The 13517-nt window shown below is 63.8% G+C and carries 11 protein-coding genes; 9 read left to right on the top strand and 2 right to left on the bottom strand.

Translation table 11 applies throughout. The features are described from left to right. Positions 1–102 precede the first annotated feature (102 nt). Positions 103–708: a LemA family protein gene (locus HWX87_RS24900; RefSeq protein WP_176049740.1), complete on the bottom strand. Its 606-nt coding sequence runs from the start codon at positions 706–708 to the stop codon at positions 103–105. 318 nt (positions 709–1026) lie between these two features. Between HWX87_RS24900 and HWX87_RS24895 the strand changes: the two genes are divergently transcribed. The 7 genes from HWX87_RS24895 (at position 1027) to HWX87_RS24865 (ending at position 10370) form a co-directional block, all read left to right on the top strand. Further along, positions 1027–3054 (top strand): PAS domain S-box protein, encoded by a 2028-nt coding sequence (locus HWX87_RS24895; RefSeq protein ID WP_244137744.1) that lies wholly within the window; start codon positions 1027–1029, stop codon positions 3052–3054. Between the two features lie 11 nt (positions 3055–3065). Continuing rightward, positions 3066–3518, top strand: coding sequence for a response regulator (locus HWX87_RS24890; protein ID WP_176049739.1), 453 nt, complete (start codon positions 3066–3068; stop codon positions 3516–3518). Further along, positions 3515–4993 (top strand): PAS domain-containing protein, encoded by a 1479-nt coding sequence (locus HWX87_RS24885; protein WP_176049738.1) that lies wholly within the window; start codon positions 3515–3517, stop codon positions 4991–4993. The genes HWX87_RS24890 and HWX87_RS24885 overlap by 4 nt, the downstream gene beginning before the upstream one ends. A gap of 377 nt (positions 4994–5370) precedes the next feature. After that, positions 5371–6873 carry a basic amino acid/polyamine antiporter gene (locus tag HWX87_RS24880; protein ID WP_176049737.1) on the top strand — a complete coding sequence of 501 codons (1503 nt, stop codon included), beginning with the start codon at positions 5371–5373 and terminating at the stop codon, positions 6871–6873. A 100-nt stretch (positions 6874–6973) separates the two neighbouring features. Next, positions 6974–8197, top strand: coding sequence for an arginine deiminase (locus tag HWX87_RS24875; RefSeq protein ID WP_176049736.1), 1224 nt, complete (start codon positions 6974–6976; stop codon positions 8195–8197). A gap of 39 nt (positions 8198–8236) precedes the next feature. Next, on the top strand, positions 8237–9241 hold the full coding sequence (locus HWX87_RS24870; RefSeq protein WP_176049849.1) for an ornithine carbamoyltransferase: 1005 nt from the start codon (positions 8237–8239) through the stop codon (positions 9239–9241). Between the two features lie 181 nt (positions 9242–9422). Beyond that, positions 9423–10370, top strand: a complete 948-nt coding sequence (locus HWX87_RS24865) for a carbamate kinase (RefSeq protein ID WP_176049735.1) — start codon at positions 9423–9425, stop codon at positions 10368–10370. An 89-nt stretch (positions 10371–10459) separates the two neighbouring features. Here the strand turns inward: HWX87_RS24865 and HWX87_RS24860 are convergent, their stop codons facing one another. Next, on the bottom strand, positions 10460–10648 hold the full coding sequence (locus HWX87_RS24860; protein ID WP_175828833.1) for a DUF2964 family protein: 189 nt from the start codon (positions 10646–10648) through the stop codon (positions 10460–10462). A gap of 278 nt (positions 10649–10926) precedes the next feature. Here HWX87_RS24860 and HWX87_RS24855 point away from each other — a divergent pair, with 278 nt between their 5' ends. Together HWX87_RS24855 and ftsH are read left to right on the top strand one after the other, a co-directional pair. Next, a complete protein-coding gene (locus HWX87_RS24855) occupies positions 10927–11568 on the top strand; it encodes a BON domain-containing protein (RefSeq protein ID WP_176049734.1) in 642 nt (213 codons plus the stop codon). Positions 11569–11600: 32 nt separating this feature from the next. Then, a complete protein-coding gene (gene ftsH, locus HWX87_RS24850; RefSeq protein ID WP_176049733.1) occupies positions 11601–13511 on the top strand; it encodes an ATP-dependent zinc metalloprotease FtsH in 1911 nt (636 codons plus the stop codon). Positions 13512–13517 lie beyond the last annotated feature (6 nt).

The raw sequence follows: 13517 nt of genomic DNA, 5'->3' as shown, positions 1-13517 counted from the left end.
TCCGTTATATCCGACGTATGACGCTCCTACCCTTGATCTGCATCACTTCGGCGGGAATGCGTTTCGAGCGGTGCTTCGGTTGAACGACGCGCCTGAGCGATCTCAGACCCACGGATGGCGCCGGGCGCCGGGGCCGAGCAAGCCGGGCGGCAGCGGTGCATGGGAAGCAAGATCGGCAAACGTCCGGCTTTCGCGAAAGCCGAACAGCCGAGCCGTGACGCGTGTCGGGAACGCATGCAGCCTGGCGTTGTAGCACGCGACCGCGGTGTCGTATTGCTCGCGGGCGACGCCGATCCGCAACTCGATTGCCCGAAGACGTACCTTGAGCACGCTGTAGTGCGGGTCAGCGAACAGGGCGCGATAGGAATCCGAAGCGACCAGCAAGCTGGAGACGGCGACCTCGAGTTTCAATTGCGCGCCGTCGAAATGGGGGAGAGCGTCGGCCCGCCGCAGCGCGTCGGCGGTGGCGGACATGGCGACGAGATCCGAGCAGGCGTCGAGCGTCGCACGCAGTGACGCCGGCCGTGCGTCGATTTTTCGGGACACCGTCTGCAGGAGGTCGGCGACGATCGCGGCCCGCTCGCTGTAGGTGCTGACGACCCCATTCAGTGCCAAGGCGACCCGGCTGTCGTCGTCCCGCAGTCGCGAAAGGCCACCGCCGGTCGGTGCCAGTACAAGGGAGACGAGCGCCACCGCAAGCATTCTCATGTCGAGTCCTGTTGTGCCGCCGTGCCGATTGCCGGACAGCCTGGCATCGATTTTCGAGACCGAACCCCCTTCGTCGATTGATGCCGGTCAACCCGGACGGCCGTGTCGTGCACGGCGGGGCCCTGCTTGCCGGTACCGGCTGGCGACGCCAACCCCGCGGCGCGACGTTTTCGCCGTCTCACCGACGCCGGGACAATTCCCCCGGCCCGCTTCTTGCGTGAGGCATTGCCCTGACGTATATAGTGTCAACGACGAATCGATTGTGCTAGCCGACCCGAGCCCGAACCCTGAGGGTTCCAACAGGAAGGAGCATGGCGCGTGGAAACGATCACTCAGTTCTTTGCGGCGTCGGGCTTTGTTCCGCATGGTTATTGTCTGCAGTGGTCGCCCGGGCTGATCTGGTCGTACGTGATCGCCGACGCGATCATCGCACTTTCATACTATTCGATACCCGTTGCGCTGTGGATATTCGCGCGTCGTCGCACGGATCTGCCGTTCAGCTGGCTGTTCCTGATGTTCGCGGTATTCATTCTCGCGTGCGGCACCACCCACCTGATCTCGATTCTCGACATCTGGCAGCCGGTGTACTGGCTGGACGCGAGCGTCAAGACCCTGACCGCGGCGGCGTCCCTCGCCACTGCCATTGTGATATGGCCCCTGATACCGAAAGCGCTCGCGTTGCCGAGCCCGATGCAGCTGGACCAGGCGAACCGGGATCTCGTACGCGAGATCTCGGCGCGCCAGGCGGCCGAGAAACAGCTGCGCGCGCTCACCCACGAGCTCGAGCGACGGGTTGCGACGCGCACGGCGGAATTCGAAAGCGTCAATGACGCGCTGCGTCGCAAGGTAGCCGAATACGAACGCGCGGAGCTGGCGATACGCGACAGCCAGCAGCAGCTTCAGTCGATCGTGGATAACGCCGCCACGGTGATCAGCGTCAAGCAGGCAGATCGGCACTATGTGCTGGTCAACCGGCGTTTCGAGGACGTCTTCCATGTCCGCCGCGAGGAGGCGCTCGGCAAGACGGACGATCAGCTCTTTCAGTCGGAGCGGGCGGCCGTGAATCGTCAGGCTGACGACCGGGTGCTCACCGGCGACGTTGTCGAGACCGAGGAAACCGTGCTCGTGGGGGAGCAGCCTCGAACGTTTCTGTCAGTCCGTTTTCCGATTCGGGATTCGGCGGGGCGGATCGTGTCGATCGGTGGCATCTCCACCGATATCAGCGAACGCAAACGGGCGGAGGAACGCCTTCGGCTCGTCGTCGAGGCGTCGCCAAATGCGATGGTCATGGTGAATCGCAGTGGCCAGATTGTCCTGGTGAATTCGCAGACCGAGCGCGTCTTCGGCTACTCGCGCGACGACCTGATCGGTCGGAGCATCGAGACGTTGGTGCCGACCCGGCTTCGTGCCCAGCACCCCAACCATCGGGCGGCGTTCTTCGCCTCGCCGAAGAGTCGCCCCATGGGAGCGGGTCGGCATCTTTCCGGGTTGCGCAGCGACGGGACCGAACTGCCGGTCGAAATCGGACTGAATCCGATCGAAACGGATGAAGGGATGTTCGTTCTGGCAGCCATCGTCGACATTACAGAACGCAAACGTGCCGAAGAAGCGCTGCGCGAGCGTACCGACGAACTGGCCCGCTCCAATCGCGACCTGGAGCAGTTCGCGTACGTGGCTTCGCACGACCTGCAGGAACCCCTGCGGGCCGTAGCCGGGCCGTTGCAGTTGTTGCAGCGCCGCTACCAGGGGCAACTGGACGCGCGTGCGGACGAATACATTGGCCATGCCGTCGAAGGTGCCACCCGCATGCAGGCGTTGATCGAGGATCTTCTGACGTATTCGCGCGTAGGCCGTTCGGACAACCCGTTCCAGCCGATCGCGTGTGCGGCCGCGCTCGACAGTGCGCTGAACAATCTCGCCGTGGCACTGGAAGAGGCGGGAGCCGACGTGCACCGGGGTTTCCTGCCGGCGGTGCAGGCCATTCCGTCGCAGCTCGCGCTGCTGTTTCAGAACCTGGTGGGCAATGCCGTCAAGTTCCGCCGCAAGGAAGCCCCGCTGCAGATCCGGATCGCTGCGGAGCCTTGTGCCGACGGATGGCTGTTCCGCGTCGAAGACAATGGAATCGGGATCGATGCCCAGTACTTCGAGCGCATCTTCCTGATCTTCCAGCGGCTGCATACGCGTCGCGATTACCCCGGCACGGGTATCGGGCTCGCGTTGTGCAAGCGGATCGTGGAGCGGCACGGCGGCAGGATCTGGGTCGAATCCGAGCCCGGCAAGGGGACGCGCTTTCTTTTCACGTTACCGCGCGCAGCACAGACCCATCCGAACGCCGAAGTCGTTTAAGGAGAGAGCCAATGCCAGCCGAACCGCTTGATGGTCTTGTCGATATCCTGCTCGTCGAAGACAGCCCCACCGATGTGATGATGACCCGCGAGGGGCTCGAGTATTACAAGGTCCTCAACCCGCTCAGGGTCGTGGAAGACGGCGTGGCTGCGATGGCGTATCTCCGTAGGGAAGGGCCGTACCAGGGCGAGCGCCGGCCGGGTCTCATTATCCTGGACCTGAACCTCCCGAAGAAGAGCGGGCGCGAAGTCCTTCAGGAACTAAAAGATGACCCCGACCTGCGAAATATCCCCGTCGTCATCCTGACGACCTCGAAATCGGAAGAGGACGTGGTGAAGTCTTACGGACTTCACGCCAATTGCTACATCGCCAAACCGGTCGATTTCGCGAAGTTTGCCGATGTCGTGCGCCGAATCAGCGATTTCTGGTTCGGTGTCGTCACGCTGCCGCCTGCCGGGCGATGAATACGCCGCTCAACGAGGTTCGGATCCTGCTCGTCGAGGATAGCCCGACCGATGCGTTCTTGATCCGCGAAGCGCTCTCCGATGTGCAGGATTTCGTGTCGGTGCTGCTCCACGTCGAGCGCTTGTCGGCAGGCATGGATCGCTTTCAGGCAGAACATTTCGATGTTGTGCTGCTCGACCTTGGTCTTCCGGATTCACAAGGACTCGACACGTTCAGCCGGCTGCATGCCGGGAAGCCGGAGGTGCCGATCATCGTGCTGACCGGCCTGGACGATCTTTCGGCAGGTTTGCTGGCGATCCAGGAGGGTGCACAGGACTATCTGCTCAAGCGGGACATTCAACCTGCGTTACTGGGCCGTGCGATTCGCTACGCCATCGAGCGGCATCACGTGTCGGTAGCCCTGGCGGCAAGCGAGGAACGGTTTCAGTTGGCGGTGAGCGGTGCGGCAGCCGGCCTGTGGGACTGGAACCTGCTCACCGGCGCGATGTTTCTATCCGCACATTTCCACGAGATCATGGGATACGACGATCGTGAACTGCCGAATGAGGCGCACGCGCATCTCGCCGCGATTCATCCCGACGATGTTAACCGTGTGACGTCGATCCTGGATCGGCATCTGGCGCATGAACGGCCCTACGACGTGGAATACCGGGTCCGCACCAAGTCCGGCGAGTTCCGGTGGATCCAGTCCAGGGGTCAGGCGTTGTGGGACAGCACGGGCAAGCCCTACCGGATGGTCGGATGGATCATGGACATTTCGGATCGCAGACGTGCGGAGGAACAACTGCGCGAATCGCGCGAGGAGCTGAAACGCCTGTCTGCCAGTATCCTGCGCGCACGGGAAGAGGAAAAAGCGCGAATTGCCCGCGAGCTGCACGACGACCTGGGGCAGCAGCTGACTGCGCTCAAAATGGTGACCGCGGTTCTCGACAACAAACTCAAAGGCGCGGAGGCGGGATCGCCCGAGGCGATGGTTGGGAACCTGTATTCGATGATCGATCAGATCGTCGTTTCGGTGCGGCGCATCGCCGCGGATTTGCGGCCGAGGATGCTCGACGATCTCGGACTGGTTCCTGCCGTCGACTGGCTGATTGCTGATTTCTCGTCGCGGTACGGCATTCGTGTCGTCAGGCGTATCGATGCGAACCAGATCGCTTTCAACCGCGAGAGCGCAACGGCCGTGTTCCGGATGGTGCAGGAGTCACTGACGAACAGTGCGCGGCATTCGGGAGCGACCGAGGTCACGATCGGCATCCGGCGGGACGAGCCGCACTGCATCGTGACGATCGAGGACAATGGCCGCGGCGCTAACAGCGACGTGCGTCCCGGGTTGAAATCGTTCGGCTTGCTCGGCATGAGAGAGCGTGCCGAGCGCCTCGGCGGAGAACTGCAGATCGAGACGGCGCCCGGCCATGGCTTCACGGTGACGATCGTGATGCCGCTGGCCACGGTCGAGGCTGACGAACCCGACTGAGTGCACTCGTCGGCATGCCCGATTTGACCCGGACGACATCTCCCCGCTACCCGCTCACCCTCGGGTTGCGGCAGTTCCTCTGCTCCTCACACCCGCCTGCCTCCTTCCCGTCCTGCCCGGCCCCACACCGTTGACCTGAATCAAGCGGGTTCCCGGGTTTCCGCATCTACTATGGTCATGGTCGCTCTGGCGCCCGAATGTGCGGCCTCGCCGACACATTGCATCGCCGATTCCGGTTTGATTCTGGAATCGATGAATGGCAAATATACAGTACTCCGGATTGAATTCTCGTTTGCCAGGAACCTGGTCATGGTTGCCGTCTGTCTCATGCGGCCAGCCGCATGACCAGGAGGCGTCAACGTCTGTGGAGAATTGACATGAGTCAACCTGTTGTGGAGAAACCCTCCATCGAGGGCGATCCGGCGGCGTCTGCGCCAAGGGCGGCCGGCGGCAGTCCCGATACACGCAAGCTAGGTCTACTGCTGCTGAGCGGCATAGTCGTCGGGTCGATGATCGGCGGCGGGGCATTCAACCTCCCGCAGAACATGGCTGCGGGCGCCGGCCTCGGCGCCATCGCGATCGCGTGGATCATCACGCTCATCGGCATGTTCTTTCTGGCGAACGCATTTCGGACGCTGGCGGATCAGCGGCCCGAACTTACCGCGGGCATCTACTCGTATGCGCGGGAAGGCTTCGGCAAGTTCGCGGGTTTTGAGATGGCCTGGGGATACTGGCTGAGCTCCGCGTTCGGCAACGTCGCGTTCGCGGTACTGATCATGCAGACGCTCGGCTTTTTCTTCCCTGCGTTCGACGGCAAGAACTGGCAGTCGATCGTAGGTGGATCGTTGCTGATCTGGGCCTTGCACTTCATGGTGCTTTCCGGTGTGAAACGCGCAGCGATCCTCAACACGATAACGAGCGTGGTCAATGTCGTGACGCTGTCTGTCGCGATTGTCGTCATGGCGCTGTTCTTCCAGAAGGGACATTTCTCGTTCGACGTGTGGGGGCAGCAGCAGCATCTCGGCGGCACGCTGGCACAGGTCAAAAGCACGATGCTGGTCACGCTGTGGGTGTTCATCGGCATCGAGGGCGCTGTCGTCGTGTCCGATCGGGCGCGCGATCAGCATGCTGTGGGCACCGCGACCTTCATCGGGCTCGCGGTCTGCACGACGCTCTATTTCCTGCTTTCCGCGTTGCCGTTCGGCCTGATGTCGCAGCATCAGTTGGCCGGCCTTCAGAATCCGTCCACGGCATATGTCCTCGAGCAGCTCGTCGGACACTGGGGGGCGATCTTCATTGTCGTCGCGCTGCTGTTCTCGGTGCTGAGCTGTTGGCTGGCGTGGACGGTCCTCGTTGCCGAGTTGCCATATGCGGCCGCTAAAGACAACATCTTTCCGCGTTTTCTGTCGCACGAGAATCGCCATCATGCGGCTGCGCCGTCACTGTGGATTTCGAGTGCCGTGATGCAAGCCATGATGTTCGTCGTGCTGTTTGCGCACGACGCCTGGATGTGGCTCATCAGCGTGGCCGGCGTGATGATCCTGCCGCCGTATCTCGCGAGTACCGGCTTTCTGTGGAAATGCGCGACGCAGAGGAGCTTCCACGAGCATGCGGGCGAGAGCAAACGCGCGTCGATGTGGACCGGCGTTCTGGGCACCGCATACGCAGCATGGCTGCTCTATGCGGCCGGTCCGACGTATCTGCTGATGTCGACGATCTTCTTCGTGATCGGTATCCCGGTGTTCTGGTATGCGCAGCGCGAGAAGAATCCTGATTCACCCGCTTTTACCGGAGTCGAGCGCACGGCCGCTGTCGTCTTGCTTGCCGTCGCGGCGATTGCGTGCGTGCTCTTCGCAAAGGGCGTCGTGTCGATCGGATGATCGGGTATCGAATACGAGATCGACAGGACCATTGACAAACAGCCCACGCCAATTCGGCGTCGTGTCTGAACAACAGCTACGGAACTTCGGGAATCCGACCATGACACTTGGCGTTCATTCCGAGGCCGGCAAACTGCGAACCGTGATGGTTTGCGCGCCTGGCCTGGCCCATCGCCGGCTGACGCCGGCCAACTGTGGAACCTTGCTTTTCGACGACGTGATCTGGGTCGACAAGGCAATCGAAGATCATCAGGCGTTCGTGCGGGTGCTGCGCGAACGGGACGTGGAGGTGCTCGAGTTTCAGCATCTGCTGGCCGAAGTCTGCCTGGATACCGGCGCGCGTGACTGGATACTCGATCGCCGCATTACCGAGGAGGAAGTCGGAACAGGCATGCTGCGCGAGTTGCGACTATGGCTTGAATCGATGCCGGCGCGGCAGCTTGCCGATGTACTGATCGGCGGCGTCGCGAAATCGGAACTGCCGTTCGACGCAAGCGGTCTGTTTGGAGGATATCTTGAGCGATCGGATTTCGTGATTCCACCCCTCGTGAATCTGATGTTTCAGCGCGACCCGAGTGCATGGATTTACGGCGGTGTGACATTGCATCCGATGTTCTGGCCCGCGCGCCGGAAAGAAACACTGCTGCTCGCGGCCGTCTACGCGTTTCATCCGCGCTTTGCGGGAAAGGTTCGCACGTGGTGGGGCAACCCGGATGTCGATCACGGTGCGCAGACGCTCGAAGGCGGCGACGTGATGGCTATCGGCAACGGCGTCGTGCTGATCGGCATGGGTGAACGATCGAGCCCGCAAGCGGTCACGCAGGTCGCGCGCGCGTTGTTCGCCGGCAATGGCGCGAAGCGCGTGATTGCATGCCAGCTTCCGAAGTCGCGCGCATCGATGCATCTCGACACGGTATTTTCGTTCCTGGACGTCGATTTCGTCAGCATTTATCCAGATGTGGCCGACGAGATCCGCTGCACGAGCCTGTACGCCGGAGACGCGCTCGGGCAGATTCGCTACGAGCGTCATGACGAGAAATTCTTGCAGGTCTTAGCGAACGCGCTCGGCGTCGGCTCGCTGCGGGTACTGACGACGGGTGGGGACCGCTACGAAAGCGAACGTGAGCAATGGGACGACGGCAACAACGTGCTCGCACTCGACCGCCGCGTCGTGCTCGCGTATGACCGCAACACCCACACGAACCGGAAAATGCGCCGGGCCGGTGTCGAGGTGATCGAACTGCCGGGCGGCGAGCTCGGTCGCGGGCGCGGTGGCAGTCATTGCCTGAGCTGCCCGGTCGCGCGCGATCCGGTCGCGCTCTGAACCGCGCGATTCCATGCTGATCTCGAGAGAAGAAAACTCATCATGTTCAACGTACGCAATCGCAGCTATCTGACGCTGATGGACTACACACCGCGCCAGATCCGTTATTTGCTCGATCTGTCGCGCGACCTCAAGCGCGCGAAATATTCGGGCACCGAGGTGCCGCGACTGACCGGCAAGAACATCGCACTGATCTTCGAGAAAACCTCGACCCGCACGCGATGCGCGTTCGAAGTTGCCGCCCATGACCAGGGCGCGCACGTCACCTATATCGATCCGACGGGCTCACAGATCGGCCACAAGGAATCGATGAAAGACACCGCCCGCGTGCTCGGCCGGATGTACGATGCGATCGAGTACCGCGGTTTCGGCCAGGAGATTGTCGAGGAACTCGCGCAGTATGCCGGCGTACCTGTCTACAACGGGCTGACCGACGAATTCCATCCGACCCAGATGCTGGCCGACGTGCTGACCATGCACGAACACAGCGACAAGCCGCTGCACGAAATCGCGTATTGCTACATCGGCGACGCGCACAACAATACAGGCAACTCGTTGATGATCGTCGGCGCGAAGCTCGGCATGGACGTTCGGCTGTGTGCGCCGCGGCACCTTTGGCCGCACGACGAGTTGATCGCGCAGTGCCGGGAGATTGCCGGGAAGACTGGCGCCCGGCTCATGCTGACCGAGCAGCCCGGCAAAGCGGTAAAGGGCGCGGACTTCATCTACACGGACGTGTGGGTGTCGATGGGAGAATCGGAGGAGCGATGGGGAGAGCGCATCGGTACGTTGCTTCCCTATCAGGTGAACGCAAAACTCCTGTCAGACGCCGGTAACCCCCGCGTGAAATTCATGCATTGCCTGCCGGCATTTCACGACGCACATACGGTGGTGGGCAAGCAGATTGCAGATCGCTACGGCTTGACCAATGGCGTTGAAGTTACCGACGAAGTGTTCGAGTCCGACGCGTCGATAGTCTTCGACCAGGCCGAGAACCGACTGCATACGATCAAGGCTGTGCTCGTTGCAACGCTCGCCGGCTAGCGTCTGTTCACGCTAATGGCAGGCTTGCGAACGTTCCTTGCCGGCTGTCACCCTGGGGGACAAGCGACGCGCGACGCCGCAAAGCGGCCGGCACGACACATTCCCCTATTTGGAAAAATTCATTCCTGGGGCAAGCGCAAGCCCGTTATTTGCGTGAATAGGCCTTAGAGGAGGGCGCGTGATGCGTATCGTGGTCGCACTCGGCGGCAATGCGTTGCTGCGTCGCGGAGAGGCAATGAGTCCCGCCGCGCAGTTGCAGAACGTGAGACTGGCCGCGGTTCAGCTGGCGAGCATCGCGCACGGAAACGAGCTGGTGATCGTGCATGGCAACGGCCCGCAAGTCGGCATGCTTGCGGCGCTTTCCCGACAGGTGCCGGTCGCCGAACGCTTTCCGCTCGATGTGCTCGACGCCGAAACCGAAGGCATGATCGGCTACCTGATCGAACTGGAGCTGCGCAATCGGCTGCCGGAGTCGCGTCCATGCGCAACGCTGTTGACGATGGTCGAGGTGAGTGCCGACGATCCGGCGTTTCACCATCCCGACAAACCGGTCGGCCCGGTTCTTACGCAAGCAGCGGCAACCGAGATGGTCGATGCCAATGGGTGGAAGATCGTCGCGGACGGTGGCGGGTACCGGCGCGTCGTGCCGAGCCCGCGGCCGCTGCGCTTTCTCGAGATAGAGCCGGTACGGGCGCTGCTCGCCAGCCGCGCGATCGTGATTTGCGCCGGAGGAGGCGGAATTCCCGTAGTCGAGGCAGGGGATGGCCAGCATCGGGGAATCGAGGCGGTTATCGACAAGGATCGCAGCGCGGCGCTCCTGGCACGTGAAATCGATGCGGACCTGTTCGTGATCGCGACGGACGTGGCGGGAGTTTACCTCGACTGGGGCACCGCGGACGCACGGCTGGTTCGCCGAACGTCGGCGGACGCGCTCGCCGCGCTGGCCTTCGCGCCTGGCTCGATGGGGCCGAAGGTCGAGGCCGCCGGCGACTTCGCACGTGCGACCGGCCGGCGAGCGTCCATCGGTTCGCTCTCGGAGATCGCGTGCCTCGTCGACGACACTGCCGGCACCTCTGTGCTGGCCGCGCGGGATTGCGAATTCGAGGGGGCGACGAATCCGGCGCGGTGAATGTTGCGCCACTGTCGACGTGGCGCATGAGCGACGGCGGAACGACGCCGCTCATTGCGTCGAGTTCGCAGGCAGCGGCGTCGCTCGCGTTACAGCCGGTCGCCCGGGGCTAGGTTCAGCAGTACGACGAATGAGAGGATGCTCAGGATCAGCGTGACGAGCGAATACCTGAACACGCGCTCGTCGAACAGCATCCCGTGAATGATGCCGGCGAGCGAGGCGAGCGCGATGAACACGCTGAGTGTCGCGAGCGCGATTCGGTATTGCCTGCGGTTCATGATGTTCTCCCGGAGAGCGGTTATCGCAACGAGGCGACGTGCGCGTGGCGCCACGCGCTTCGTTGCGTCCGGGGTCATGATCGCTTCGCGCTCCGCCGCGCGGTTGATCTGCATCAACGGGAAAACCCGGTTTTCCCAAGCCCGGCGGCAGCCGACGCAAGCATGACGTTACTTGATCCTCGTCAAGCCGCCGGCGCCGCCATGCGCAATGCTGAATTCGGTGCGGCCCGCACCCGGTCACGACTGTCGCGACCGGCACGGGCCGACGGGAGACCGACATGAAGTCCGATGCATCACTCAAGCAGGATGTCGAGCAGGCGCTGTTCTGGAATCCGGCGATCGATGCGCGGCGGATCGACGTCGACGTACGCGACCGGATAGTGACGTTGCGCGGCACGGTCGACAGCTGGGCCCAGAAGCTCGAGGCGCAGAAAACGGCGCTGCATGTCGAGGATGCGCGCGCGCTGGTGCTCGAACTGAACGTTGCGCCGCCGGAGAACGCATGCGCGGACCAGGAGCTGGCGATCACGTTCGCGCTCGGCTGGCAGGAGGCGCTGCGCGATCACAAGATCCGCGTCGAAGTCGATCACGGCTGCGTGACGCTCGACGGCGAAGTGGATCACGCGTTCCAGAGCCGTGCGGCGGAACGGATGGTGAGCCGGATGATCGGCGTCGTCGGTGTGGCGAACCGCATCCGCGTGCGCGCCGACCATACGGTGCCCGACGTCGGCACCCGGATCGCCGAAGCGCTCGCGCGCCGCGCGCAGCGCGAATCCGCAGGGATCTCGATCGATGCCGCCGACGGCATCGTCACGTTGACGGGCACCGTCGCGTCGCTCGCGGAGCGGCGTGCCGCTTGCGGCGCGGCCGCGTCGGTCAGGAGCGTGCGCGAGGTCGTCGACCGGCTGACCGTTGCGTGAGCGGGCCACGCCCGCCGCACCGGCTCGACGCCATGAAAAAGACCTTCGACTATTCCGGGCTGCTGATCCCGATCGTGTTCGCGGTGCTGGTGGCGTATCAACTGCTGATGGCTCAGCCGGCGACCACGCAGATCTCGTACAGCGACTTTCACCGCCTGGTCGACGCGCGGCTCGTTGACGACCTTGACATCGGCCAGTCGTCGATCTCGGGCGCGCTGCGTATGCCCGAGGCTAGCACGATGCTGCCGGCCACCGATGCTGCCGCCGTGAAGAAGGCGGGGGCGCCGTGGCGCTTCGCGACGAACCGGGTGGCCGACGATCGTCTCGTCACCACGCTCACGGCCGCCGGCATCCGCTATCGCGGCGTGCCGGATTCGGGCTGGTTCGAGACGCTGGCGGCGTGGGCGCTGCCGGTGATCGTCCTCGTGGTGATGTGGAGCTTCATGATGCGCAGGCCGGGCGGGATCCGGGATCTGAGCGGCATGGGCAAAAGCCGGGCGCGCGTGTATGTGCAGCAGGAAACCGGCATCACGTTCGACGACATCGCGGGCATCGACGAGGCGAAAGCCGAACTGCAGCAGATCGTCGCGTTCCTGCGCAGCCCCGAACGCTATCAGCGGCTTGGCGGCAAGATCCCGAAGGGCGTGCTCGTCGTTGGCGCGCCCGGCACCGGCAAGACGCTGCTCGCGCGCGCGGTGGCCGGCGAGGCGGCCGTGCCGTTCTTCACGATCAGCGGCTCGGCGTTCGTCGAGATGTTCGTCGGCGTCGGCGCGGCGCGGGTGCGCGACCTGTTCGAGCAGGCGCAGCAGAAGGCGCCGTGCATCGTGTTCATCGACGAGCTCGATGCGCTGGGCAAGGCGCGCGGCGTCGGCCTGATATCGGGCAACGACGAGCGCGAGCAGACGCTCAACCAGCTGCTCGTCGAGATGGACGGCTTCCAGGCCAATTCGGGCGTGATCATCATGGCCGCGACCAACCGGCCGGAAATCCTGGACCCCGCGCTGCTGCGGCCCGGGCGCTTCGATCGCCACATCGCGATCGACCGGCCGGACCTGACCGGCCGCAAGCAGATCCTGGCCGTGCACACAAAGCGCGTGAAGCTGGCCCCGGAAGTCGACCTGGCAGAGCTGGCGCAGCGCACGCCGGGCTTCGTCGGCGCCGATCTCGCGAACGTCGTCAACGAGGCCGCGCTGCATGCGGCCGAACTCGGCAAGCCGGCGATCGGGATGGCCGATTTCGACGAGGCGATCGATCGCGCGATGACGGGCATGGAGCGCAAGAGCCGCGTGATGAACGAACAGGAGAAACGGACCATCGCGTATCACGAAGCAGGCCACGCGCTCGTCGCGCAAAGCCGCGTGCACTGCGACCCCGTGAAGAAGGTGTCGATCATCCCGCGCGGCATCGCGGCCCTCGGCTACACGCAGCAGGTGCCGACAGAGGATCGCTACGTGTTGCGCAGGAGCGAGTTGCTCGACCGGCTCGACGTCCTGCTCGGCGGCCGGGTCGCCGAGGAAATTGCATTCGGCGACGTGTCGACCGGCGCGCAGAACGACCTGGAGCGTGCGACCGCGCTGGCACGGCACATGGTCATGCAGTACGGGATGAGCGCGAAGCTCGGCCTGGCGACGCTGGACGACGCGACGCCGCATGGCGGTTCACCCGGCGTGTGGACGCCGGGCGACGGCCGTTGCAGCGAACACACCGCGCAGTTGATCGACGAGGAGGTGCGCGCGCTGCTCGAAGACGCGCACGTCCGCGTCGCGGCGACGCTCGGCGCGCATCGCGACGCGCTCGAACGGATCGCACAGTGCCTGCTGCAGCACGAGTCGATCGATCATGACGGGCTGGTGGCGCTCATCGCCCCGCCGGGCGATGGCGGCGGGGCGTCCGAGCCGGCACGAGCCGAGGTGGAGGAGCCGGCAACGGACGCGCCGGCCTGACCGGCC

Origin of the sequence: Burkholderia sp. BCC1644 (genome assembly GCF_902833225.1) — a bacterium.
Lineage (GTDB): Bacteria > Pseudomonadota > Gammaproteobacteria > Burkholderiales > Burkholderiaceae > Burkholderia.
Note: the sequence above shows the minus strand (reverse complement) of the source record. Positions and strands in the feature narration are given on the sequence as shown.